The organism is Flavobacterium sp. RSSB_23 (assembly GCF_051547145.1).
In the GTDB taxonomy this organism is placed as follows: domain Bacteria; phylum Bacteroidota; class Bacteroidia; order Flavobacteriales; family Flavobacteriaceae; genus Flavobacterium.
The window spans coordinates 264,837-290,150 of sequence record NZ_JBPTTO010000004.1 but is presented as its reverse complement, the minus strand read 5'-3'; the positions used below and the strand labels follow the sequence as shown (position 1 = coordinate 290,150).

The 25,314-nt window shown below is 36.7% G+C and carries 19 protein-coding genes; 3 read left to right on the top strand and 16 right to left on the bottom strand.

Going from position 1 to position 25,314, the window contains the following annotated elements; translation table 11 throughout:
- Window position 1: 1 nt before the first annotated feature.
- Window positions 2-4,519: a glutamate synthase large subunit gene (gene gltB, locus ACSVH9_RS09385; RefSeq protein ID WP_315142951.1), complete on the bottom strand. Its 4,518-nt coding sequence runs from the start codon at window positions 4,517-4,519 to the stop codon at window positions 2-4.
- Between the two features lie 405 nt (window positions 4,520-4,924).
- On the opposite strand from gltB, the gene sucC reads away from it, so the two are divergent.
- Window positions 4,925-6,118 (top strand): ADP-forming succinate--CoA ligase subunit beta, encoded by a 1,194-nt coding sequence (sucC, locus tag ACSVH9_RS09380; protein WP_024982632.1) that lies wholly within the window; start codon window positions 4,925-4,927, stop codon window positions 6,116-6,118.
- 51 nt (window positions 6,119-6,169) lie between these two features.
- Here sucC and ACSVH9_RS09375 read toward each other — a convergent pair whose 3' ends face one another.
- The 5 genes from ACSVH9_RS09375 to ACSVH9_RS09355 form a co-directional block, all read right to left on the bottom strand.
- A complete protein-coding gene (locus ACSVH9_RS09375) occupies window positions 6,170-6,826 on the bottom strand; it encodes an oxidoreductase (protein ID WP_438063490.1) in 657 nt (218 codons plus the stop codon).
- Window positions 6,826-7,278, bottom strand: a complete 453-nt coding sequence (locus ACSVH9_RS09370; RefSeq protein WP_159685696.1) for a DUF1456 family protein — start codon at window positions 7,276-7,278, stop codon at window positions 6,826-6,828. Before ACSVH9_RS09370 ends, ACSVH9_RS09375 begins: the two co-directional genes overlap by 1 nt.
- A 207-nt stretch (window positions 7,279-7,485) precedes the next feature.
- Window positions 7,486-8,514, bottom strand: coding sequence for an aminotransferase class I/II-fold pyridoxal phosphate-dependent enzyme (locus ACSVH9_RS09365; protein WP_438063489.1), 1,029 nt, complete (start codon window positions 8,512-8,514; stop codon window positions 7,486-7,488).
- A 5-nt stretch (window positions 8,515-8,519) separates the two neighbouring features.
- Complete coding sequence (locus ACSVH9_RS09360) at window positions 8,520-9,530, bottom strand: dipeptide epimerase (RefSeq protein WP_438063488.1); 1,011 nt, start codon at window positions 9,528-9,530, stop codon at window positions 8,520-8,522.
- A gap of 31 nt (window positions 9,531-9,561) precedes the next feature.
- On the bottom strand, window positions 9,562-10,374 hold the full coding sequence (locus ACSVH9_RS09355) for an alpha/beta hydrolase (protein WP_438063487.1): 813 nt from the start codon (window positions 10,372-10,374) through the stop codon (window positions 9,562-9,564).
- Window positions 10,375-10,385: 11 nt separating this feature from the next.
- Here ACSVH9_RS09355 and ACSVH9_RS09350 point away from each other — a divergent pair, with 11 nt between their 5' ends.
- Complete coding sequence (locus ACSVH9_RS09350; protein WP_315147278.1) at window positions 10,386-10,832, top strand: excinuclease ABC subunit B; 447 nt, start codon at window positions 10,386-10,388, stop codon at window positions 10,830-10,832.
- Here the strand turns inward: ACSVH9_RS09350 and uvrB are convergent.
- The 10 genes from uvrB to ACSVH9_RS09300 all read right to left on the bottom strand — a co-directional run bounded on the left by uvrB (window position 10,829) and on the right by ACSVH9_RS09300 (window position 22,919).
- Entirely contained in the window at window positions 10,829-12,820 is a 1,992-nt protein-coding gene (gene uvrB / locus ACSVH9_RS09345) for an excinuclease ABC subunit UvrB (RefSeq protein ID WP_438063486.1), read from the bottom strand. The two genes, ACSVH9_RS09350 and uvrB, sit on opposite strands and share 4 nt — an antisense overlap.
- A 139-nt stretch (window positions 12,821-12,959) precedes the next feature.
- Entirely contained in the window at window positions 12,960-13,907 is a 948-nt protein-coding gene (rlmF, locus tag ACSVH9_RS09340; protein WP_438063485.1) for a 23S rRNA (adenine(1618)-N(6))-methyltransferase RlmF, read from the bottom strand.
- Between the two features lie 43 nt (window positions 13,908-13,950).
- Window positions 13,951-14,613 carry a thiamine diphosphokinase gene (locus ACSVH9_RS09335; RefSeq protein WP_159685712.1) on the bottom strand — a complete coding sequence of 221 codons (663 nt, stop codon included), beginning with the start codon at window positions 14,611-14,613 and terminating at the stop codon, window positions 13,951-13,953.
- A 66-nt stretch (window positions 14,614-14,679) separates the two neighbouring features.
- Window positions 14,680-15,126, bottom strand: a complete 447-nt coding sequence (locus ACSVH9_RS09330) for a DinB family protein (protein ID WP_438063484.1) — start codon at window positions 15,124-15,126, stop codon at window positions 14,680-14,682.
- A 22-nt stretch (window positions 15,127-15,148) separates the two neighbouring features.
- Entirely contained in the window at window positions 15,149-15,970 is an 822-nt protein-coding gene (locus ACSVH9_RS09325) for a DUF4249 domain-containing protein (protein ID WP_438063483.1), read from the bottom strand.
- Window positions 15,971-15,975: 5 nt separating this feature from the next.
- A complete protein-coding gene (locus ACSVH9_RS09320; RefSeq protein ID WP_438063482.1) occupies window positions 15,976-18,387 on the bottom strand; it encodes a TonB-dependent receptor in 2,412 nt (803 codons plus the stop codon).
- Between the two features lie 128 nt (window positions 18,388-18,515).
- A complete protein-coding gene (locus ACSVH9_RS09315; protein ID WP_438063481.1) occupies window positions 18,516-20,738 on the bottom strand; it encodes an NADP-dependent isocitrate dehydrogenase in 2,223 nt (740 codons plus the stop codon).
- 266 nt (window positions 20,739-21,004) lie between these two features.
- Window positions 21,005-21,355, bottom strand: a complete 351-nt coding sequence (gene rplS / locus ACSVH9_RS09310; RefSeq protein ID WP_064714046.1) for a 50S ribosomal protein L19 — start codon at window positions 21,353-21,355, stop codon at window positions 21,005-21,007.
- A gap of 186 nt (window positions 21,356-21,541) precedes the next feature.
- Window positions 21,542-22,219, bottom strand: coding sequence for a tRNA (guanosine(37)-N1)-methyltransferase TrmD (trmD, locus tag ACSVH9_RS09305; RefSeq protein ID WP_300976989.1), 678 nt, complete (start codon window positions 22,217-22,219; stop codon window positions 21,542-21,544).
- 229 nt (window positions 22,220-22,448) lie between these two features.
- Window positions 22,449-22,919, bottom strand: a complete 471-nt coding sequence (locus ACSVH9_RS09300) for a DUF1569 domain-containing protein (protein ID WP_438063480.1) — start codon at window positions 22,917-22,919, stop codon at window positions 22,449-22,451.
- 162 nt (window positions 22,920-23,081) lie between these two features.
- Between ACSVH9_RS09300 and ACSVH9_RS09295 the strand changes: the two genes are divergently transcribed.
- Entirely contained in the window at window positions 23,082-25,205 is a 2,124-nt protein-coding gene (locus ACSVH9_RS09295) for a M3 family metallopeptidase (protein ID WP_438063479.1), read from the top strand.
- The last annotated feature ends 109 nt before the right edge of the window (window positions 25,206-25,314 follow it).

Sequence of the window (25,314 nt, the reverse complement as noted above, 5' to 3'; positions counted from 1 at the left end):
ACTATTGTGCTATTAATTCTTCAACTTCCTTTTCTGCTGCAATACGTTGTAATGCTTTTTTGTAATCTGTAGGCATTACTTTTACAAAATGCTTGACTTGGTTGTCCCAATCTGCTAAAATTCTCTTAGCTAATGGGCTACTTGTGTATAAGGAATGATTTTTTATCAAACGTTTCATTTTTGCGATATCTTCTGCTTCTAATGGGTCAAAAGCTACCATTTCCATATTGCAAAGGGTTTGGTCGAATTTCTTATTTGGGTCATAAACATAAGCGATACCTCCACTCATACCTGCAGCAAAGTTTCGTCCGGTTTTGCCTAGTACAACTACAGTCCCTCCAGTCATGTATTCACAACCATGGTCTCCAATACCTTCAACCACTGCAGTTGCTCCTGAGTTTCTAACACAGAAACGTTCTCCAGCCATACCATTAATATATGCTTCACCAGTAATAGCTCCATAAAGTGCTACGTTTCCAATAATTATATTTTCCTCTGGTTTGAAAGTTGCTGTTGGTGGCACTTTAATAATTAATTTACCTCCAGAAAGTCCTTTACCTAGATAATCGTTACAGTTTCCGTGGATTTTAAATGATAATCCATTGGTAGCAAAAGCTCCGAAACTTTGTCCAGCAGAACCCGTAAAGTCAACTAAAATCGTATCTTCTGGTAGTCCTTGTGCACCGTATATTTTTGAAATTTCGTTACTCAAAATTGCTCCAACTGAACGATCCGTATTTTTGATGTCAAAGGTTACTCTTGTTCTTTCTTTTCTATAAATAGATGGAATCGCAGCTTTGATAATATCAAAATCTAATACATGCTCTAATTCATGATCTTGAGGCATTGTATTGTGGTTAGGAACTGTTTTTGCTTTTTCTGGTTTATAAAGAATAGTTGACAAGTCTAATCCCATCGCTTTGTAATGTTGAATCGCTTTATTTACGTTCAATTTTTGAGATTGTCCTACCATTTCTTTTAAAGTTCTAAAGCCAAGTTGTGCCATAATTTGTCTTAATTCCTCTGCAATGAAGTACATAAAATTAATAACATGTTCTGGAGTACCTTTGAAGTTTTTACGTAGTTCAGGATCTTGAGTTGCAATACCTACAGGACAAGTATTCAAGTGACAAGCACGCATCATAATACAACCTGAAGCTACTAATGGAGCAGTGGCAAAGCCAAACTCTTCAGCTCCAAGTAAAGCGGCAATAGCAACGTCGCGACCAGTTTTTAACTGTCCATCACACTCTAAAACAACACGGCTTCTTAAATCATTTAGGATTAAAGTTTGTTGGGCTTCAGCCAAACCTAATTCCCACGGGATTCCAGTATGAGTTAATGACGTTAATGGTGCAGCTCCTGTTCCTCCATCATAACCTGATATTAAAATCACATCAGCTTTTGCCTTAGCAACACCCGCAGCTATAGTTCCAACTCCAACTTCTGATACTAATTTTACATTTACTCTAGCTTCACGGTTGGCATTTTTTAAATCGAAAATTAATTGTGATAAATCTTCAATAGAATAAATATCGTGATGTGGAGGTGGAGAAATTAGTCCAACATAAGGTGTAGAATTTCTGGTTGCAGCAATCCAAGGCACTACTTTTTCACCTGGTAATTGTCCACCTTCACCTGGTTTAGCTCCTTGAGCCATTTTTATTTGAATCTCTTTGGCATTGGTCAAATAATTAATAGACACTCCGAATCGACCTGAAGCAACTTGCTTGATAGCACTATTTCTTGAGTCGCCATTCAATTCTTTTTGGAAACGTCTTGAATCTTCACCACCTTCTCCAGAATTACTTTTACCACCAATTCTGTTCATAGCAATCGCTAGATTTTCGTGTGCTTCTTGACTTATAGAACCATATGACATGGCACCTGTTTTGAATTTTTTTACAATTTCAGTCCAAGGCTCTACTTCGTCAATTGAAATTGGATCCAAATTATTGAATTCAAATAATCCACGAATAGTCATCAAATTAGCGCTTTGCTCATTGACCATTTTAGAATATTCAGCATAACTTTCAGGGCTATTCAAACGAACGGCTTGTTGTAGTTTTGAAATGGTTGTTGGATTAAACATGTGTTTTTCACCATTTCGTCTCCATCTATAGATACCACCAATTTCGAGCGGTAGCAAGTTGGCTACTTTTGAATTTGGGAATGCTTTTTGGAAACGCTTTTTCACTTCTTTTTCTACTTCCATTAATCCAATACCTTCAATTCTAGATGGAGTGTATGGGAAATATTTGGTTGAGAATGATTTGTTTAAACCTAAAATTTCAAAAATTTGAGCAGCTCTATACGAGTGTAGCGTAGAGATTCCGATTTTATTCATAATTTTCAAAATCCCTTTTCCGATGGCTTTGTTGTAGTTTTTAATTGCATATTCTGCAGTTATTCCAGCGATGTGGCCTTCTTTAACTTGATTATGAATTATTTCATTTACCATATAAGGATTAATTGCGCTAGCACCATATCCAAATAAAAGAGCAAAATGATGAGGCTCACGAGGTTCAGCAGATTCAATAACAATTCCAAACTTAGAGCGTACTTTAAGTTGGTTTAAAGTGTGGTGAATATAAGAACAAGCCAAAAGCATCGGGATAGGGGCTAGGGTTTCGCTTACTCCACGATCTGAGAGGATGACAATATTGCTTCCTTCAGAAACAGCTTTGAAAGTGGCTTGTACGCATTTCTCTAAGGCACGCTCTAAACCATTAGCTCCTTTTTCTATTTTGTACAACGTAGAAATAGTAACTGATTTGAAATCCTCGTGCTGAATGTTTCTTATTTTATCCAAATCTTCATTAGAAATGATAGGGTTTTGGATTTTTAATTTTTTGCATTGTTTTGCTTCAATGTCAAATATATTGTAATCTCCACCAATAGCTAAACTAATATCTGTGATGATTTCTTCACGAATTCCATCCAAAGGAGGATTGGTAACTTGAGCAAATAATTGTTTGAAATAGTTATACAATAATTGTGGTTGATCTGATAAAACTGCTAATGGAGTATCATTACCCATAGAGCTAATAGCCTCATTTCCGCTACCACCCATTGGGTTGATTATGGTTTTTAAATCTTCGATTGTATAGCCAAACATGCGTTGTCTGGTTTCAAAATCAAGATTCTCAACTGGAATAGGGTTGTCTGTGTAAGGAATACAAGCTAATTGTAAAAGATTTTCATCCAACCATTTTTGGTAAGGACGTTTAGTAACAATGGAATGTTTTACTTCGTCATCCTCGATTATTCTTCCTTCGTTCATATCGACCAAGAACATTTTTCCTGGTTCTAAACGACCATGTTGAATTACATCTTCTGGGTTGATGTCAAGTACACCAATTTCTGAAGACATAATTACAAAACCACTCTTAGTCAAAGTGTATCTTGAAGGGCGCAGACCATTTCTATCCAATAACGCTCCAATAACGTTTCCGTCAGTAAATGGTATAGAAGCTGGGCCATCCCAAGGTTCCATAATACAAGAATTGTACTCATAGAATGCTTTTTTCTCAGCACTCATCGTTTGATGTTTTTCCCATGCTTCTGGAACTACCATCATCATAACTTCAGGAAGTGTTCTTCCCGTCATTAGCAGTAACTCAACAACCATATCCATAGAGGCAGAATCGGATTTTCCTTCTAAAATGATTGGGAATAATTTTTTTAAATCCTCACCAAAAACATCACTTTTCATCAGTTCTTCACGAGCTCTCATTCGGCTAACGTTTCCTCTTAATGTGTTAATTTCACCATTGTGACACATATAGCGGAAAGGTTGTGCTAAATCCCATGAAGGGAAAGTATTTGTAGAGAATCGCTGGTGCACTAATGCCAATCGAGTAACTAAATCGCTGTCTAATAAGTCGGTGTAATAACGGCTAATGTCTTCTGGCATTAGCAGTCCTTTATATATAATAGTTGTTGTAGAAAAACTTGAGAAATAAAACATATGACTCTCAGAAGTTTTTGAGCCTCTAACTGCATGTTCTGCTATCTTTCTAGCGGCAAACATTTTGGCGTTGAATTGTTGTTCTGTTAAGTCCAAACCATTTTTACCAACAAAAACTTGTTTTACCGTAGGTTCTTTTTCGGCAGCGATTTGTCCTAGATTGCTAACATCAACAGGAACATCTCTCCATCCGAGGATTTCTAATTTTTGATCTAAAATTGCTTTTTCAAAAGTAGTTTTGCAAAAATCAACTTGATTACTACTTTTAGGCATGAATACCATACCAACAGCATATTCTCTAGGCTCAGGAATAGAAAATTCACATACTTTCTTAAAAAATGTGTGCGGAATATCAAAAAGGATTCCTGCTCCGTCACCAGTTCTACCATCAGAGCTAACAGCGCCACGATGCTCTAATTTAATTAAAATGTCTAATGCCTTGTGAATAATATCGTTAGATTTTATTCCATTCAAATTACAAATGAATCCTGCGCCACAATTGTCGTGTTCAAATTCGGGCAAGTAAAGGCCTTGTTCTTTAACTTTCATGCTTGCTTTTTTTTTACAAAATTATGTAATTCATGAGATAATCTGTCTAAATACATGTTTTAGCTATTATTTTTGCTATAAAATCAAATTCAGCTTGCAAAAATGACAATTGCAAAATTTTGCACCGCCTCTGTTAACATTTTCATAATATTTGAAATTGAAAACGTCTTATTTACCTACAAAAACTGACTTTTTTAGTGATTTTAGCCTGTCCAAAAAAAAATATCACAAATTTTTGAATAACCTTTAATTTTTTTAATAAAGTACGTTTTTATGTAAGGTTATTTTTAAGTTAAACCTATCTTTTTTTAAGAAAAAAAAATAATTCTATTTGAGTTTAATTTTCTATTTTTGTCGCACTTTATTCTGGAACGTTTTCAGAGTCCGGTCAAATTTTATATACTTATGAACATACACGAATATCAAGGAAAAGAAATTTTAGCAAGCTACGGCGTACGAATTCAACGCGGAATTGTAGCGAATAGCCCTGTAGAAGCTGTTGCTGCTGCAAAACAATTAACTGCCGAAACAGGTACAAGTTGGTATGTTGTTAAAGCTCAAATTCACGCCGGTGGACGTGGAAAAGGTGGTGGTGTAAAACTTGCCAAAGGCTTAGACAAAGTAGAAGGAATTGCTAGCGAAATCATCGGGATGCAATTGATTACGCCTCAAACTTCTGCCGAAGGTAAAAAAGTACACAAAGTGTTAATCGCTGAAGATGTATATTATCCAGGTGAAAGCGAAACTTCTGAGTTTTATGTTTCTGTTTTATTGAACAGAGCTACTGGCCGTAATATGATTATGTATTCTACTGAAGGTGGAATGGATATCGAAGAAGTGGCTGAGCATACTCCTCATTTAATTTTTACTGAAGAAGTAGATCCAGCTGTTGGTTTGCAAGGTTTTCAAGCAAGAAGAATTGCTTTTAACTTAGGGCTTTCTGGAAATGCTTTCAAAGAAATGGTGAAATTCATCGATTCTTTATATAATGCTTACATTGGTTCAGATGCTTCGATGTTCGAAATTAACCCTGTGTTAAAAACATCTGACAACAAAATTATGGCTGTTGATGCTAAAGTAAATATCGATGATAATGCTTTATACAGACAAGCTAAATATGCTGATATGCGTGACATTCGTGAGGAGAACCCAATCGAAGTTGAAGCAAAAGAAGTAGGTTTGAATTATGTAGACCTTGACGGAACTGTTGGATGTATGGTAAACGGAGCTGGTTTGGCTATGGCAACTATGGATTTGATTAAGTATGCTGGTTTTGAGCCTGCAAACTTCTTAGACGTAGGAGGAACAGCTGATGCAAAACGTGTAGAAACTGCGTTCCGTATCATCTTAAAAGACCCAAACGTAAAAGCAATTTTAATCAATATTTTTGGTGGAATTGTTCGTTGTGACCGTGTAGCACAAGGTGTTGTAGATGCTTACAAAAATATGGGTGACGCTATTAAAGTGCCAATCATTGTACGTTTACAAGGAACTAATGCTGCTATTGCAAAAGAATTAATTGATAATTCTGGAATGCCAATTCTTTCTGCAGTTGAGTTTCAAGAAGCTGCTGACCAAGTTAAAGCTGCATTGTCTTAATTTACAATCTAGTTATATATTGAAAAGCCTGTTCATTATGAACAGGCTTTTTTATTTTCCGATGTTTTGAAGTTCATCCGATTCGTAAATGGTGTAGCCTTTTACGTTGGACTGTGCTAAACGATACAAGGCTCTTGCAACTGTACAGCTTTCTATTGGTCGGTATTTTTTTAAGCTTCCTAGGAGTAGGAAAGAAAATCCTTTAGAGAAAAAAGCGCCTATTTTTTCTCCTAATCTAAATTCTGAGCGATGACCTAATAATAAGGAAGGTCTAACAATAACAGTGGTTTCAAAATTAGCTTTGGCTAATGCTGCTTCCATTTCTCCTTTTGTTTTTAAATAGAAGTTGTTCGAGTCTTTGTTGGCACCCAAAGAAGAAACAATCAGGAATTGTTTTATGTTGTTAGTTTTTGCAATGTTTGAAAATGCAATAGGATATTCAAAATCAACTTTACGAAAGGCGGATTGACTTCCCGCTTTTTTGATGGTGGTACCAATGGTGCAAAATACATCATCGCCTTTCACTAAATGTTGATAGGTCTCGGGTGCATCGAAATTGATGATGTGTTGCTCTAGTTTGGGATGTGATTTTCCAGATTCTCGTTTTACAAAAATGATGACTTTTTGATAGTGTTCACTTTCTAAAAGTACATCTACTAGTTGCGAACCAATAAGTCCCGTACTGCCAATGACTAGCGCCGTTTTCATTATGATTTTTTATTCTTTCCGTTGTTGAATTTTACTTTTTCAACCACTTGAATTTTTGGAGCAGCCGCTTTATTGCTTTTCTTGAAAGGTTTTTTGCTTGCTGGCTTTTTGTCTCCGCGGCTTTGTTCGGCATCTTTTGGTTTGGCTTTGAACTCTGGACGTTTTGCAGCTCCGTCTTTTGCAGGGATTTCAGCTCTGTGTTTGGCTAAAACTTCAGTAGGTATTTTTGGGTTTTCTTTGGTGCCACGTAAGTGAATTACTAATCCGTTAAGGAAATTGCGCAATACTTGGTCGCCACATTCCATATAGTTGGGATGTTTTTCATCACGGAAAAAAGCACCCAATTCTGATTTTGATATTCTGAAATCTACTAATTCTAGGATTTCAACGATTTGGTCGTCACGCAACATTAAGGCTACGCGTAATTTTTTGAAAATATCGTTGTTGGTCATATTCTTTTAATTTTTTACAAAGGTACAGTTTAAAAATAGAGCGACGATATATTCGAGTCTGAATTTGATGTTTACAAGAAGGCAATATGTTCCCTTTTAGCCCCGGTAGTAGCGGCATCCTTTGCTTTTTTTCTTTAAAAAAGCAAAGATATAGCGGATGACGGGTTCTATGATGGCATAAAAGCCTTTTTTTTCTGCTCCTAAAACCTATGAAAAGGAATTTAAAACTTTAATTAGTTGGTCAAGGTCTTCTTTTTGATGATTGGCCGAAATGACGATTCGGTTCAAGGTTTTTTGGTCTGAGGGATAATCAAAATGGGTGATTACGATTTTGTTTTGCAACAATATATCGTAGCTCTTGTTCCAATCTAAGTAAATGGAAGGGTAGTTTGCGGTGAAATTGATTTTGGGATTGGGTTGTAAATGTTGAGCGAGATAGTTCAAATTGTCCTGTAATTTTTGAAGTTGCTGTTGCACTAAATGCCCAGTTTCTGCAATAGTTTGTACATAGGCAGGATTCATTCCAGCAGCTGCGACGAAGGTGTCGTAATTTTTGATTTGCTGAATAAAATTGGAGTCACTAGCAATTACCCCGCCTGTTAATCCAAAGGCTTTGCCAAGTGAGGCGACTAAAATTTTGCGTTTGATGTTAGGATTCGTAATACTAGAGTAAATTCCTGAGCCGTTTTTGCCAAGGATTCCGATAGAATGGGATTCGTCTATGACCAAAGTGATTTCTTTGTGAGAGGGAATGCTCTCGAGAATTTTTAGGTTTATGGGTTGGGTTTCAAATGAGGGTACGGCATCTGTGAGTAGGGTGATTTTTTCTTTTTTTGTATCTAAAACTCTAGGGTTTAATTGGTTGTTTGTAAATAGAGGTAGGCTGTCTTTTCTTTGAATGGCAGGATGCGAATTTGGGAAATGGTAAAAAACATCTGTACTTGTGCTTAAAAAATCTATAGTTATTTTGCCTGCTAGCATTCCAGATGACACAGTAACTGCGGCATCAGTCTGAATGAATTGCGCAAGGTGAGTTTCGCCAGTGTCGTAGGCGCTCAATTGGACGTTTGCGTTTCTTGAACTTCCGTATGCGGTGCCCCAACGCTGGATATTTTTGAAGATAATTTCTTGAAATTCGGGTAAAGTTGGCAAACCAAGATAAGCCGTTCCACCAAAATAAAGGAAGGTTTCTTGGTTGATTTCGATTGTACGATTGGGGAATTGATGGACTTTCATACCAATTATAAAAGTGTCACCCCAGTTCCGTTTCCGTCTGGGTAATCAATTTTGCCGTAAGTAATGGTTACTCCTGTGGCAATATCTTTATCTAATAGTAGCGCTCCGTCCATATCTACATAATCTAGTAGTGGTAATAGATGAGCAATGGCCGAGATGCCTACTGTAGATTCGGTCATACAACCTACCATAGTTTTTAGCCCCAGTTTTTTGGCTTCTTCTAGCATACGTTTGCCAGGAGTAAGGCCACCACATTTTACCAATTTGACATTTACGCCGTGAAAATGATTGTGGCATTTGGCAACATCGGATTCGATAATACAGCTTTCGTCGGCAATGATGGGCAAAGCGGAGTGTTTGTACACTTCTTTATGTGCTTCCCAATTATCGGCTTTCATTGGTTGTTCCAAGAATTCGACGCCGAGTTTTTTTAAAGCTATGGAATTAGAAATGGTTTCTTCAACGCCCCAACCGCAGTTGGCATCGATTCTGAAGATGGCGTCTGTGTGTTTTCGTAATTCAGTTACGATTTCGATGTCTTCTTGGGTACCTAATTTAATTTTATAGATGGGCCAAGGGAGTTCTTTCATTTTGGCAACCATTTTTTCAATAGAAGCAATACCGATGGTATAATCTGTTAATGGATTTTTATCGGTAGTAAAATTCCACAAATCATATAGTTTTTTGCCTTTTTTGCGAGCGTATAAATCATTATAAGCCAAGTCTAAAGCGCAAAGTGCAAACATATCGTCTTTTAAATAAGGATGCACTTTATCCCAAAATTCTTCGGGAGTTTCTGTTGTTGTGTTTTCTATCAGAGGTCTAATTTTTTCCAAATCCGCGCGCATCATCGGTACCGTGGTGTGGTAATAGGGATTGGAAGTTGCTTCGCCAAAACCCGAAAGGCCATCACTTTGGAGTTCTACAATTAACGAAGGTTGAAAATCGATAGATTCTCTAGAAATGGTGAAGGTGTGTTTTAGTTTGAGGTTGTATTCGCGAAGGATTAGTTGCATAACATAAATTTTTTATTGTTCTAAAAAAGGATTAGTAGCCCAACCAAAGTAAGGCTTTTACAAAACCATCTCGCCATAATTTTTCGTTGTGTTGGCCACCTTTTATGATGGTCTTTGTGTTCAAATGTTTACAGGAACAACGCTTGGTGTTGATGATGTTTTCCATTGTATTCAAGTCTTTGACCATACTGTCATCGTCACCTTCTTTATCTCCACAAAGGAAATAGTATTTTGCTTTTATCTTTTGAGTTTGTTCTGTTAATGCGATAATATCCTTTCTGTTAATCCAAAACGCAGGAGAGAAAACGCCTGCTTTGCCAAAAACTTCTGGATACTTTAGCGTAGCGTAAAAAGCAGTCAATCCACCCAAGGAGCTGCCAATTATTAGTGTGTGCGTTTTGTCGGTTTTGGTACGGTATTTTTTGTCGATGCTTGGTTTTAGGGTGTTGACAATAAAATCTAAATATTGATTTGCTTTTCCGCCGCCGTATTTTTCGTGCGGATAGGGTGTGAGTTCTTCCAGCCGTTTTTCGTTTCCGTGTTCAATTCCCACAACTATTACTTGTGCGTTCAGACTGTCTAATTTTTCATCAATATTCCATTCGCCACTGTAGGCTGTTTTGGCATCAAATAAATTTTGAGCATCGGTCATATAAATCACGGAATATTTCTTCTTGGAAGCACTATAGTTTTTGGGTAAGTAGAGCCAGATTTTTTTTGTCGTTTGTAACTCAGGTGATGCAATACTAAAAGTACTGACTTGAGCAGAAGCAGTGGTTTCTTGTGTCCATCCTTTCGCCAGAAGAAAAAAGAAGCAAAAAAATAGGATTGTTTTTTTAGACATAATTGAATTTTGTGGATACATTTAAAAACAATAATTTAGCTAAAAATAAGAAATTGATGAATAGTTTTGAAGAAAAAAGAAGTTTACTTTTAGAAATGATAAGTTTTTCTATTGTAGACGGAAAATTACATCAACGCGAGTTGGATTTTATTTGGATTGTAGCCAAAGAATTGGGTTTTACCAGAGCAGAATATTCTGATTTGTTTCATCAAGAGTTACCTCATTTGCCTATTAAATCAGAATTTCAGCGTATTCAGCAGTTCTATCGTTTGGCGCTGATTATGCATTGTGATGGTGTTTTGCACGAAAAAGAGTCCGTTGCGATTCGTCAAATAGCCATCGATATGGGATTAAATCCTGGAGCTACCAAACGAGTTTTGCAAATGATGCAGGAATCTCCTAATGCTATGATTGATGCCAAAGCATTGTTAGGAATGTTTCAAGAACAACACAATTAAGAGAGTTTTCCCTGTAGTGCTTTAATTTCATCTCGGAACTTGGCAGCTTGCATAAAATCTAAATCTTTTGCGGCTTTTTCCATCGCTTTTCGTTTTTCACGAATTAATTTTTCCAATTCTGGTTTTGATAAATAAGCGGTTTCAGGCTCAGCTGCTTTTGCAATAGTGTGTCCTAATTCGTATTCCACCAAAGGATTTTTAGTAAAAGCACTGTCTATTTTTTTATCTAAAGCTTGCGGAACTTTATTGTGTTGGGTGTTGTAGTTGATTTGTTTGGTACGGCGATAATTGGTTTCATCAATTGTTTTTTGCATACTCGCTGTGATTTTATCGGCATACATAATTGCTTTTCCGTTTAAGTTTCTTGCTGCACGACCAATAGTTTGGGTGAGTGAACGATGGCTTCTAAGAAACCCTTCTTTGTCGGCATCCAAAATGGCAACCAAAGACACTTCAGGCAAATCCAATCCTTCTCTCAATAAATTGACTCCAATCAATACGTCAAATAAGCCTTTTCTCAAATCCTGCATAATTTCGATACGCTCCAATGTATCCACATCTGAGTGAATGTAGCGACAACGAATGGAAACTTTAGTCAAGTATTTAGCCAATTCTTCGGCCATTCTTTTGGTTAAAGTAGTGACCAAAACACGCTCATCTAACTCACAGCGTACTTGTATTTCTTCGATTAAATCATCAATTTGATTCAAACTTGGACGAATTTCGATAATGGGGTCTAGTAAACCTGTTGGACGAATGATTTGCTCTACATAAACACCATCGCATTTTTGCAATTCATAATCCGCAGGTGTTGCTGAAACATAAATGACTTGATTTTGCATAGCTTCAAACTCTTCGAATTTCAAAGGTCTGTTGTCCATTGCCGCGGGAAGTCGGAAGCCATATTCTACCAAGTTTTCTTTTCTAGAACGGTCACCACCATACATAGCTTGTACTTGCGACAAAGTCACGTGGCTTTCATCGACTACCAATAAAAAATCATTGGGGAAATAATCCAATAAACAGAAAGGTCTTGAGCCCGCTTCTCTTCCGTCAAGGTAACGAGAATAATTTTCAATTCCAGAACAATAGCCCAATTCTCGAATCATTTCTAAGTCGAAGTTGGTGCGTTCTTCAAGTCGTTTGGCTTCTAAATGTTTGCCTATTTCTTTAAAATAATCCACTTGCTTGACTAAATCTTGCTGGATTTCCCAAATGGCATTTTGTAGCACATCAGGCGAAGTCACGAACATATTGGCGGGATAAATCGTCAATTTTTCAAAGCGTTCAATAACTTGAGCCGTTTTGGTATCAAAGCTTTCTATTTCTTCGATTTCATCACCAAAAAAATGAATTCTGAAGGCGTCATCCGCATAACTTGGATAGACTTCAACTGTATCACCTTTAATTCTGAAATTTCCTGGGGTAAATTCGGCTTCGGTTCTAGAATACAAACTTTGTACTAAGCTGTGTAGCAATTTAGTTCTTGAAATCATTTGGTTGACTTCGATGGCAATTACGTTCTTTTGAAATTCTACTGGGTTTCCAATACCATAAATGCAAGAAACCGAAGCGACCACTATAATATCTCTTCGTCCAGACAATAAAGAAGAAGTCGTGCTCAAACGCATTTTTTCTAACTCTTCATTGATAGACAAATCTTTTTCTATAAAAACTCCCGTTACAGGCATAAACGCCTCGGGTTGGTAATAATCGTAATACGACACAAAATATTCCACCGCATTGTTTGGGAAAAACTGTTTGAATTCCGAGTACAACTGCGCGGCCAACGTTTTGTTGTGCGCCAATATCAGCGTAGGTTTTTGAACTTCTTGAATGACGTTGGCAACCGTAAATGTTTTTCCAGACCCCGTAACTCCAAGCAGCGTTTGAAATGGTTCACCTGCAAGAATACCTTGCGCTAATTTTTCTATCGCTTGAGGTTGGTCACCCGTGGGTTGGTAATCTGATACAATTTGTAGTTTCATTAGTTGAAGATTCTAAAGTGCTGTACGATTGAATTCAAAGATACTATGTTTTTTAACGAAATGAGACTGCTGCTTTTGGATTCGTCTAATTTAGTTAAGTGTTTATTTGTTGAAAAAATCTAAATTGTATGCAAATAGTTTATTCAAACTTCCATTCTTTTTGTTGCTTTTCGGTTAAAAAAGTCCATGCCAAGATGCGGCTCGTTTTTTGGCCTTGTGCCATATCTATAGTGGTGATGTTGGCAGCATTTACTTTGTTTAAGGTTTTGTACAAACTATTTAGATGCGCTTGTTTGGAGACCAAAGTAGTATACCAAAGACAGTGCATAGGATATTTAGCGCTTTCGTAAATCATTTGAGTGATAAAACCCAATTCACCGCCCGGACACCATAACTCAGCGTTTTGTCCACCAAAATTTAATACTGGTGAAGTTGCTTTGTCGTTATTTAAATTATTGACTTTTCGTAAAGCTACTTTTGTAGCCTCTTCTTTTGAATTATGAAAGGGAGGATTGCAAATGGTAAATGCGAATTTATCTTCAGATTCCATAATGTTCTTGAAAATAAAACGAGGCTCTGTTTGTAATTGTAAGCTAATAGCGTCGATTAGTTGTGGATTTTTCTCGATAATTTTTTTGCAATTTTGAATCGCTTTTTCATCGATATCTGTGCCTACAAAACTCCAACCGTAAACCGCATTTCCTAAAATAGGATAAATACAATTCGCACCTACACCAATGTCTAAGCCTTGCACACTTTCTCCTTTTGGGATAATGCCATTATTGCTTTGGGCTAACAAATCGGCTAAGTAATGAATGTAATCTACTCTACCTGGAATGGGAGGGCAAAGAAAAGTAGAAGGAATCTCCCAAAATTGAATATCGTAGTACGCTAGTAATAATGCTTTGTTCAATGCTTTTACGGCATCAGGATTACTAAAATCTAGCGTTTGGATTTGATGTTCGTTGATGCCTACAAAATTTTTGAGTTCAGGCAATATCTGAATTAAGGAATCGAAGTCGTATCCTAAACGGTGCTGATTTCTTGGATGTAGGTTTTTTTTCTCGGGCTGCTTTGTACGTTTCATTTTCTAAATTTCGGTGCAAAGATAGGCATTCCTTTTTTGGAAATTAATCCATGCATTCCATCAACAATAAATCTCCTTCAGAATGTTCAATAGTGACCAGTCCATCGGAAGCGACAGCATTGCTACTACCGGTTCTGTATCCAATAGTCAAAGTGTCATTTGCTAAAGGATACACTAAGTTTTGCGAATGAATGCCTTTTACCACGCCAATTGGGATTAGCGAAATAGGTGTGCCTGCCGTGTACCATTTTTCGAATTTGTTGGGTAAAAGAAATATTTTGGAATGGTCGTCCAAAATCACAATTTTGATTAAATCGCGGTAGCGTACGATATTTGTGAGATTGGTTATGGTGTGGTCGGCTCTTTTTCCAGTAGCCCAAACAATATTGACAGCAGGCATTTTTCGCTCGATTAAATAGTCTAATGCCTTTTCTAAATCGGTTTTGTTTTGATCGGGAGTGTGCACAATTTCCAGAGGATATTGTTTGGTTTTGTATACCTCTGGGTCGAAATCACGATCAAAGTCGCCTAAAAGCACATCTACTTTTATGTCTAACGAAATCACACGTTCTATGGCAGAATCTAGTACTACAACCAAAGGTGACCATTCTAATAATTGACCCAATAATTCGGGCTGACAAGAAGCTCCATTGGCGATAATTAAAGCAGGTTCTTGGTCGTCGCGAACGATGTGATGTGAGGACATTTTTTGGAATTAAATTTAAGATTATTCGAAGCAAATGTACAAAAGTTATTGAGCTAGTTCATTTCTTTATGCATTAAGTAGTCTGCGATGGTAACTAATTTGTCCCAAATGATAGGCTAGATGTGAAGCAAGATGCACCAAGAAGAAACCATAAGGGGTCTTTTTGTCCAAAACCAATAATGGATATTCTGTTTCTAAATCATCTTCTGATAATTGGTCAAGTGCTTGATGAACAACTGCTATGGTTTCATCGATTTTTTGAATCAATTCTGATTTGGAGATGTTTTTCGCAGAAAATTCTAAGTCTCTATTTCTAACATAATTTGTTTTTCCTATTTCAGCCCCAATATAAGTATTGAGATTGCCAATAAGATGCAAGCACAAATTACCAGCCGAATTGTTGATTTGTTGTTCAATAGACCAGACTATAGCTTCGTTTTGATAGGCATTTATTTCTCTTTTTAAGGAGGTCAAATCCCTTTTGAAAAGTGTTTGTAAGGTCTGAATAAGCATAAAAAGATACTTGAAATGAATGTTATTGAATAGTATAACTTCTAAAGTCGATTTCACTTAAGGAAAAATAGCCCAACGGATAATTGGCTTTGTCTGTAGTGTTGATGATATTACCACGAACCGTAGCAGGAGGAGATTGAAAAGGACCTCCGCCATTATTACCAGCAATACTAACCAAAATACTCATGTAGTTATAGTAGGCTTTTGAGATGCCGTAGTGGGTGATTTCGATTTTATCTCCTTTTTTCAGTTCGTCATTTTGCGAAATACTAAAAAATTCATTGCCATCAAAAAACTCATCTCTGTCTACATAAAGATTTGATTTTACTTGATTGGAATAGGTGTATTTGTATAAATAGTAATTAGGTATGCCAGCAGGATCATTATAAAAAGTTTTCACTTCAATTTCGTCACCTGTAATACCGCCATCATTTTTTTGTTCTAGTTTGGTAATTGGAGCAACAGGTTGTAAAGTTTCTGTAGCGGTATAAGTTTGTCCTTTGCTAACTACAGTCAATGTGTACGTTTCATTGATTACAGGGACAAAATTCGAGCAGAAATATTCGCCTGTATTTGGTACTTCCACAAAATTAAAAACAGTATTGGTGCTATTGGTAATGGTTACGATTGCTCCCGAAACTTTTGGGATGTTAGTACTGAAATAATCCGTTGTTGTAGTCAATTTGATGCGTTGTTGATTTCCTGAAGTTCCTTTTTGCCAATTGATGGAGGCTTCAATTACTAATTTTGGAGGAGCAGTGTTTAGGTCTACATCCACTACATCTTCACATCCTACGAATAAGGTTGCTAGTATAAAAACGAAAAAGAAAGTGATCTTTTGCATAATGCTTAAAATTTAAAATTATAACTCACAGCTGGAACAATACCAAATATTGAAGTTCTTACTGCTTCATTATTACCTGTGTCAATGTTTTGTCTGAAGTTGATTGACGCAGCATTTCTTCTGTTGTACAGATTGTAAATACTAAAAACCCATTCGGTTTTGTAGTTACGATTGTTGTTTTTTCTTGGAGTTAACGTAGCAGCAATATCTAAATGATGATAAGCTGGTAAACGATTTTCGTTGCGCAAACCATAGCTTGGAACAGTAATTCCTAAATACTCATATTGTCCTTCAGGGTAGGTTACGGGTTGACCGCTTTGTAAAGCAAAATTAGCTCCAAAGCTCCATTTGTCGTTCAATGTATACGAACTAGTCACTGCTAAATTATGCAATTTGTCGTAAACAGATTTATACCATTGACCATTATTAATTCCTGTCTCTAGTGGCGTTCTGCCTGGGGTTTGTTGTTCAGATCTTGATAAAGTATAAGAAATCCAACCGTTGAGTTTGCCTTCGTTTTTCTTTAGCAAAATTTCTAATCCGTAGGCTCTCATTTGGCCATTCAAAATGACTTGTTCCAAAGCTTTGTTCGCAATTAATTCGGCACCATCTATATAATCGATACGATTTTTGATTTTTTTATAATAGGTTTCTACTTCTAACGAGTACATTCCGTCACTGAAGTTTTTGAAATACCCTAGCGCCACTTGGTCTGCAATTTGAGGTTTAATGAAATTATCACTTGGCGTCCAAACATCGAGTGGAGTAGGTGATGAGGTATTTGAAATTAACTGTAAATACTGTACCATACGGTTATAACTCGCTTTTACCGATTGGGTGTCATTGAATTGATAAGCCGCAGAAAAGCGAGGTTCTAAATTGTCAAAACTTTGAATCACATCGTTTTTGCCATAAAATTTTGTATCAATTGGTGTTGCTTTTTCATACAATTTTAAGTCATTATTGAAAAGAACAGGATTGTCATTCGCATAAATATTTACGGTAGATTGTCCTAAGCGATAAAATAAACTGTAACGTAATCCATAAGAAATACTCACTTTTTTGCTTAAATCGTGATCGGCACTGATATAGACTGCAGGTTCAAAAGCATATTTCTTATCCAATTGATCGGAATTGATTCCAGAGGTGCTATTTGAAGGGACAATTGTGCCCGGATTGAAGTCGTAATAAATTGCGTTCAGTCCGTAGTTTAATTTGAACGAGTCCGTTAAGTAATTTTTAAAATCGTATTTGATATTGTAGTTTTTGATACCCGAATCCCATTTGAATCCTACAAAATCAAGATCTAAGCCATAATAGTAATCGCTATAAATCAAGGAAAGATTAGAAAACAATTTATCAGAATACAAATGATTCCAACGCAAGTTTAGGGTTGAATTACCATAAGTATTGGTAAAACTTTTGTTTAGGCTAAAAACGTCTCGGCCAAAATATCCAGAAAGATATAAATTGTCATTTTCGGTTAATTTATAACTGAATTTTGCATTTAGATCATAAAAATATGCGGCATTATCTTTTTGTTCTGGAGATAATTTCAAAAACAAATGGGCATAGGACCCACGACCACCAATCAAGAAGGAACCTTTGTCTTTAACCAATGGGCCTTCTACTAAAAGCCTACTTGAGATTAGGCCAATACCTCCATTCATATGGAATTTTTTGCTGCTTCCATCTTTTTGATAAATATCTAAAACCGAGGAAGCTCTTCCTCCAAAGCGAGAAGGAATTCCGCCTTTGTAGAGTCGAATATCTTTGATCGCATCGGGATTAAAAACAGAGAAAAAACCAAAAACGTGTGATGAGTTAAAAATAGTAGCTTCGTCCAACAGAATCAAGTTTTGATCTGCTCCACCACCACGTACATTAAATCCAGAAGCACCTTCTCCAGCATTGGTCACTCCAGGGAGTAATAAAATAGATTTAAGCACATCTACTTCTCCAAGAACGACAGGCATTTTTTTAATAGCTGAAATGGAAAGTTTATTTACGCTCATTTCGGGCTTTCTAATGTCGGTTTTGGTTCTGTCGTCTGTGATGATGACTTCTTTGAGCACGTTGTCTTCATTGGACAAAGGCCAGTTGTATTTGGTATTTTGCGTCAATTCGATGGTTTCATTTACCGTTTTGTAGCCCAAATAAGAAATTTGAACTTGGTGTTTTCCTTTGGGAAGCGTAATGGAATAAAAACCATATTCGTTGGTAGTTACGCCTGTTTTTAATTCAGGAAAAACAATATTGACACCAATTAAAGTTTCATTACTGTTTTGGTCAGTAATGGTTCCGCTTAGCGTAAATTTTTCTTTAGTAAGATTAGCATTGGTGTTTTCTTGAGCATACAAAAATGGAGCAACAAATATTAAAAAGAATGTATAAACTGTAAAAGGGAGATTTTTCATAGATTGATTTTAATACTACAAAGTAGACGATTTTTTGAGTTAAATACTAGTGTACAAGTGTTAATGTATGGTTAACAAAAAAAGACAACCGTTTCCAGTTGTCTTTTTATTATTTACTTATTGTATGACTATGCAATTTTTGCCAAAATCGTATTGAAAGTGGTGCTTGGTCGCATCGCTTTACTCGTCAACTCTGGATTCGGTTGGTAGTAGCCGCCGATAGTTTGCGGTTTTCCTTGAGCACCAATTAGTTCACTGTTGATTTGTGCTTCGTTAGCGATGAATTCAGTCGCAATAGGCGAGAAAATTGCTTTTAAATCAGCATCTTTATCTTGAGCGGCTAAAGCTTCTGCCCAGTACATCGCTAGGTAGAAATGGGAACCTCTATTGTCAATTCCACCAACTTTTCTTGAAGGAGATTTGTCATTTGCTAAGAATTTTTCAGTAGCTACATCCAAGGCTTCTGCTAAAACAATCGCTTTTGAATTGTTTAATGTTTGTCCTAAATGTTCTAATGAAGCGCCCAAAGCCAAAAATTCACCTAAGGAATCCCAACGTAAGTAGCCTTCTTCGATAAATTGCTCAACGTGTTTTGGAGCAGAACCTCCAGCGCCAGTTTCAAATAAACCACCACCATTCATTAAGGGAACGATAGAAAGCATTTTAGCTGAAGTCCCTACTTCTAAGATTGGGAATAAATCGGTTAAGTAATCACGCAATACATTTCCAGTCACAGAGATAGTGTCTAATCCTTTAATGATGCGCTCTAGAGTGAAATTAGTCGCTTCGATAGGGCTTAAAATGCGAATGTCTAATCCTGTTGTATCGTGGTCTTTTAGATATTTTTCAACTTTTACAATCAATTCTCTATCGTGCGCTCTGTTGTTGTCCAACCAGAAAACCGCTGGAGTAGCTGATAGACGTGCTCTGTTTACCGCTAGTTTTACCCAGTCTTGAATTGGAGCGTCTTTGGCTTGACACATTCTGAAAATATCATTTTTAGCCACTTTTTGTTCCATTAATACGTTACCTTCTGTGTTTACAACACGAACAACGCCTTCACCTTGAATTTGGAAAGTTTTATCGTGTGAACCATATTCTTCAGCTTTTTGCGCCATAAGACCTACGTTAGGTACACTTCCCATTGTAGTTGGAACAAAAGCGCCGTGTTTTTTACAAAAATCTATGGTTGCAGTATATACACCAGCATAACAACGGTCTGGAATGATGGCTACAGTATCTTGTGCTTTTCCTTCTTTATTCCACATTTGACCAGAAGTACGAATCATTGCAGGCATAGAAGCGTCTACAATTACATCTGATGGTACGTGAAGGTTAGTGATTCCTTTATCAGAATTCACCATTGCTAAAGCAGGTCCATTAGCAATTGCAGCATCAATAGCTGCTTCTACTTCTGCTTGTTGAGGGTGTCCGGCTATTTTAGCATAAACATCTCCTAAGCCGTTACGAGTATCAATATTTAATTCATTGAATAACGTTGCATATTTTTCAAAAACAGCGGCAAAATATACTTCAACGATAGCTCCAAAAATGATAGGGTCAGACACCTTCATCATAGTAGCTTTTAGGTGAACAGATAATAAGATATTTTGTGCTTTTGCTTCTTCAATCGTTTTGGCTACAAAACTTTTTAAGGCTGCGATATTCATTACAGAACTGTCGATGATTTCGCCTGCTTTCAACGGTGTACTTGCTTTAAGAACTGTTGTGGTTCCGTCTGCTCCTACGAATTCAATTTTCACATCAGTACCTTCGCTAACGGTAACAGATTGTTCGCTTCCGTAAAAGTCACCTTGTTCCATTGAAGCCACGTGTGTTTTAGACTCAGAAGACCAAGCTCCCATAGAATGTGGATTGGCTTTGGCGTAATTCTTAACAGCTTTTGGTGCTCTACGATCAGAGTTCCCTTCACGCAAAACAGGATTCACAGCAGAACCTAATACTTTTGCGTATTTTGCTTTGTTATTTTTCTCTTCTTCAGTTTGTGGGTCTTCTGGAAAATCAGGTACGGCGTAACCGTGTGCTTGAAGTTCTGCAATAGCCGCTTTTAATTGTGGAACAGATGCAGAAACGTTTGGTAATTTAATAATGTTAGCCTCTGGAGTAGTGGCTAGTTTTCCTAATTCTAATAAGGCATCACTCGTCTTTTGATCTTCTTTTAAAAATTCTGGAAAATTGGCTAAAATTCTTCCAGCCAGCGAAATATCTCTTGTTTCAATTTCTATATCCGATGTGGCAGTAAATGCTTGAACAATTGGTAAAAAAGAGTAAGTAGCCAACAATGGCGCTTCATCTGTAAGGGTGTAAAAAATTTTTGATTTTTGTGTCATTTTTCTATTTTTTTAATCGAAATCACTTGGATGTGTGTCTTACTTTGCGAAAAGTGCAAAAAAATAAGGCGGACAAATATATGGAAATCGGATGTAAATACTCCCTGATTTTGCTATAAAAATATCATAATTCTTGCGCATCTTGTGATATTACGAAATCGTTATTTTTGAAGGGGGTAAATCTTTAAAATGATAAAAATTTTGGCGATATACTACCAAAAAAAAGTCCCGACAGGTCGGGACTTTTATATTTGAAAGAAAAAAGATTATCTTCTTTTGTCTTTGATTTTTGCTTTCTTACCAGTAAGTTCTCTAAAGTAGAAAATTCTAGCTCTACGAACTGCACCTTTTTTGTTGATTTCAACTTTTTGTAAAGCAGGTAAGTTAACTGGGAAGATACGCTCTACTCCAATAGCTCCTGACATTTTACGAATAGTAAAAGTTTCAGTGTTTCCTGAACCTCTTCTTTGAATCACTACTCCTTTAAAAAACTGAGTTCTTGTTTTTTCACCCTCTTTAATTTCGTAGTAAACTGTGATAGTATCTCCAGCTCCGAATTCAGGAAAATCTTTTCTTGTAACAAACTCGTCTTGAACGAATTTCAATAAATCTGCCATGATAAATGTTTAATTATGGTTTAAAATAGAGCAACATTCACGGTTCTCGCCAGAGGTTGGTCTAATGTGGGTGCAAATGTAAACAAAAAAACAATATTTAAAATCCTAATTCCAATTTTTTTTATGGGTAAATAAAATTGTTTTTTATTTTTGGGATTTGGAATTTAAATGTTGATTATTAGAGTTTTAATCCTCCAACAAATCGGGTCTTCTGTTTTTAGTGTGCTCATAAGCCATGTCTTCTCTCCATTTGTCAATCTTGGCAAAATGCCCACTCAACAAAACATCAGGAACTTTCCAGCCTTTGTAATCGGCAGGTCTCGTATAAATTGGACCCGATAATAAGCCGTCTTGAAAACTATCGGTCAAAGCTGAGGTTTCGTCACTCAAAACCCCTGGAATCAATCGAATCAAGGCATCGCACAAAACCAAAGCACCCAATTCACCTCCAGATAACACATAATCGCCAATAGAAATTTCTTTGGTAATAAAATGGTCTCTCACTCGCTGATCGACACCTTTATAATGCCCGCACAAAATGATAATGTTTTCATACATCGACATCGTATTGGCCATTTTTTGGTTCAGCGTGTCTCCGTCGGGTGACATATAAATAATCTCGTCGTAGGTTCTCTCGCTCTTCAAATGCGTGATACAAGCATCAATGGGTTGTACCGTCATCACCATACCCGCGCCTCCGCCAAAAGGATAATCGTCTACACTTTTTTGTTTGTTGGTCGTATAATCTCTCAAATTGTGAAAATGCACTTCCACTAACCCCTTGTCGATAGCACGTTTCATAATCGAAGCCTCAAAAGGACTTCTCAATAATTCAGGTAAAACGGTAATAATATCAATTCTCATTGTAGTATTTTATATCGTGCAAAGGTACAAATTAAATGATAGGACACGAATCAAGTGACGCATCCTAATAGTTATTTGGGCGTGACCCCGAGGCACACGACTTTGCATAACCAAAAGTCCCTGCTCCTCGGGGTCGGGCTATCCGCTATATCTCTTGGGGCGAACCCCGCCCCAAGAGGATGCCGCTGCTATCCCTCACGCAATCCCTGCAAATCAAGACACTTTTCAGTTACACCCCAAACTGTCTCAAATGATGGTCCAAATGTCTCCACATCAGTTTGTCCCAATCCTCAAAACTCATCTTTCCCCAAAACGGATGATGCATTACCGTAATGACCGAAGTTCCTTTCGCAAATTCTTGAACACAAGCTATAAGTTGGTCTCGGCTTTTTTCAAAATCAGAATGGGCAGTGATACGGAATTCTTTTGCCGTGGGACTATTTTTTCCAAAGTCACTGTTAAAGGCTTTATTTTTTAATAACCGTCCCAACAAACGCATAGGAAAACTAATTGTTAAATCTTGTTTTCCAAAAGCTACATTTATAGCAGCAATACAGTGTTCACACATTTGGTCCACGCTCATCTTGCCCCAAAGTGGAGTAGAGGAGGTGTTTAATTTCTGAATCCTATTGATTAACTGAGTGTTGTCTGAAGTGTCGTAAATAGAAGCCATAATGTATTCATTTTTAGATAGTATCAAAAGTAATGTTTTCGCTTAAAATTCTGGTTGTTTTATTGCTATTCAATTGTTTTATTAAACATCTTTAATTACTGTTGTTGTTTTCTTAATAAAAGGAACTTTTGTCTGCAATACTGTTTTTTTTAGTACTTTTAAAACCTAATAATTTGTAAATTTTTCAATATGAATTCTTTTTCAAAAATAGCTAGCGCAGGCTGTCTTTTGTTGTTCAGTACGCTGCTAGTAGAGAACGTTAATGCCCAAAATACTACTGCTCCTATGAACAATCCTCTTTTGCAACGCAGTACTTTACAGTACCAAACGCCACCTTTTGATAAAATTAAAGATGAACATTTTAAGCCAGCTTTTGATTATGGTTTAAAAGTACACGACGAAGAAATCGATAAAATCACGAATAATACGGCAAAACCGACATTCGAGAATACCGTTTTGGCGCTAGAAACTTGTGGCGTAGATTTAAGCAGAGCAACTGGAGTTTTTTATAATCTTTCAGGTTCTAATACTAATCCAACACTTCAGGCAATTGAAGCAGAATATGCACCAATTTTTTCGGCGCATAACGACAAAATTTACTTGAATAGTAAATTGTATAACCGCATCAAAAGCATTCCATTGTCGAGTTTAAAAGGAGAAGATAAAAAACTAACCGAATACTACTTGCAACAATTCGAATTAGCAGGAGCTAATCTTTCGGAGGCCGATAAAGAAAAAATGAAAAAAATCAACGAAGAGTTGGCTACCTTGAGTACTTTATACAGCAATAAATTATTAACCGCGCGCAAAAACGCTGCTGTATTTTTTGACTCAGCTTCAGATTTGGCAGGTTTAACGCCTGATGAAATTGCAGCTGCCAAAGCCAATGCAACTGCGGCTGGACAAGACGGAAAATACATGATTGCGATTATCAATACCACACAGCAACCTGTTTTGATGAGTTTGACAAATCGTGTGTCTAGAGAGAAAGTTTTCAAAGCTTCTTGGTATCGTGCAGAAAAAGGAGATGAAGGTGATACTCGCGAAACCCTTGAAAAAATGGCCAAATTGCGTTTGCAAAAAGCAAAATTGATGGGTAAAAAGAGCTTTGCCGAGTGGAAATTGCAAGACCAAATGGCACAAACTCCTGCTCCTGCAATGGATTTGTTAGCCAAAATCGCAAAACCAGCAGTAGCCAAAGCTAACGAAGAAGCTAAAGACATTCAAGCCTTAATCGATGCGCAAAATGGTGGTTTTAAATTAGAGCCTTGGGATTGGGATTTCTATTCTGAGCAAGTGCGTAAAGCCAAATACGATTTGGACGAAAGTCAAATCAAACCGTATTTTGAAATTGGTTCAGTGCTAGAAAAAGGAGTCTTTTTTGCAGCAAAACAGATGTACGGGCTTACTTTTAAAGAAAGAAACGATTTGCCAGTGTACAATCCTGACGTAAAAGTGTATGAGGTTTTCAATGATAAAGGAACTTCAATCGCGATTTATTACTTGGATTTTTATGCAAGAGACAATAAAAACGGAGGCGCTTGGATGAGTAATTTGGTGAATCAATCGCATTATTTAAACCAAAAACCAGTCATTGTCAATGTGTACAATTTTGCAAAACCAGTTAATGGTAATCCATCTTTAATCAGTTTTGATGATGTAACGACATTATTTCACGAGTTTGGACACACCTTACACGGATTGTTTGCGAACCAAAAATATGTAACACTTTCTGGAACTGCTGTTCCAAGAGATTACGTAGAGTTTCCCTCGCAAATCAACGAGCATGCTGCTTTAGACCCAACGGTTTTGAAAAATTACGCAGTACATTACCAAACCAAACAAGCTATTCCACAAGAGTTGATTGATAAAATCAAAAATGCAGACACCTTCAACAAGGGGTATGTGGTAACTGAATTGTTGGCTGCTGCAACGCTAGATATGGCTTGGCATAGTGTAGAAAAAGAATCGGATTTTAAACCTACTTTAGATTTTGAAAAAGAGGCTTTACAAAAATATGGTTTGTTAGTGAATGAAGTACCTACTCGTTATCATTCTCCTTACTTTGCTCACATTTGGGGAGGCGGTTACTCTGCAGGATATTACGCTTACACTTGGTCTAAAACCTTAGATTATAACGCTTACGATTGGTTTGAAGCCAATGGCGGAATGACCCGAAAAAATTGTGATCGTTTTGTGAAATACATTTTGTCTGTTGGGAACAGTGTAGATTTGAATAAAGCTTTCAAAGAATTCATCGGTCACGATATGAAGATTGAACCGTATTTAAAAAATGCAGGATTGACTAAATAATTGACTGATAATATATTACTAAGACTTAAAAATGACATTCGAAAGGATGTCATTTTTTTTATTACTTGCAGAATTCTTTTGTTTACGCTTTTTGAAATAGCTATATTGT

What these genes read in the sequence shown, in the direction of transcription:
- gltB (WP_315142951.1), bottom strand. Translation starts at nt 4,519, where the DNA reads ATGAAAGTTAAAGAACAAGGCCTTTACTTGCCCGAATTTGAACACGAC.
- sucC (WP_024982632.1), top strand. Translation starts at nt 4,925, where the DNA reads ATGAACATACACGAATATCAAGGAAAAGAAATTTTAGCAAGCTACGGC.
- ACSVH9_RS09375 (WP_438063490.1), bottom strand. Translation starts at nt 6,826, where the DNA reads ATGAAAACGGCGCTAGTCATTGGCAGTACGGGACTTATTGGTTCGCAA.
- ACSVH9_RS09370 (WP_159685696.1), bottom strand. Translation starts at nt 7,278, where the DNA reads ATGACCAACAACGATATTTTCAAAAAATTACGCGTAGCCTTAATGTTG.
- ACSVH9_RS09365 (WP_438063489.1), bottom strand. Translation starts at nt 8,514, where the DNA reads ATGAAAGTCCATCAATTCCCCAATCGTACAATCGAAATCAACCAAGAA.
- ACSVH9_RS09360 (WP_438063488.1), bottom strand. Translation starts at nt 9,530, where the DNA reads ATGCAACTAATCCTTCGCGAATACAACCTCAAACTAAAACACACCTTC.
- ACSVH9_RS09355 (WP_438063487.1), bottom strand. Translation starts at nt 10,374, where the DNA reads ATGTCTAAAAAAACAATCCTATTTTTTTGCTTCTTTTTTCTTCTGGCG.
- uvrB (WP_438063486.1), bottom strand. Translation starts at nt 12,820, where the DNA reads ATGAAACTACAAATTGTATCAGATTACCAACCCACGGGTGACCAACCT.
- rlmF (WP_438063485.1), bottom strand. Translation starts at nt 13,907, where the DNA reads ATGAAACGTACAAAGCAGCCCGAGAAAAAAAACCTACATCCAAGAAAT.
- ACSVH9_RS09335 (WP_159685712.1), bottom strand. Translation starts at nt 14,613, where the DNA reads ATGTCCTCACATCACATCGTTCGCGACGACCAAGAACCTGCTTTAATT.
- ACSVH9_RS09330 (WP_438063484.1), bottom strand. Translation starts at nt 15,126, where the DNA reads ATGCTTATTCAGACCTTACAAACACTTTTCAAAAGGGATTTGACCTCC.
- ACSVH9_RS09325 (WP_438063483.1), bottom strand. Translation starts at nt 15,970, where the DNA reads ATGCAAAAGATCACTTTCTTTTTCGTTTTTATACTAGCAACCTTATTC.
- ACSVH9_RS09320 (WP_438063482.1), bottom strand. Translation starts at nt 18,387, where the DNA reads ATGAAAAATCTCCCTTTTACAGTTTATACATTCTTTTTAATATTTGTT.
- ACSVH9_RS09315 (WP_438063481.1), bottom strand. Translation starts at nt 20,738, where the DNA reads ATGACACAAAAATCAAAAATTTTTTACACCCTTACAGATGAAGCGCCA.
- rplS (WP_064714046.1), bottom strand. Translation starts at nt 21,355, where the DNA reads ATGGCAGATTTATTGAAATTCGTTCAAGACGAGTTTGTTACAAGAAAA.
- trmD (WP_300976989.1), bottom strand. Translation starts at nt 22,219, where the DNA reads ATGAGAATTGATATTATTACCGTTTTACCTGAATTATTGAGAAGTCCT.
- ACSVH9_RS09295 (WP_438063479.1), top strand. Translation starts at nt 23,082, where the DNA reads ATGAATTCTTTTTCAAAAATAGCTAGCGCAGGCTGTCTTTTGTTGTTC.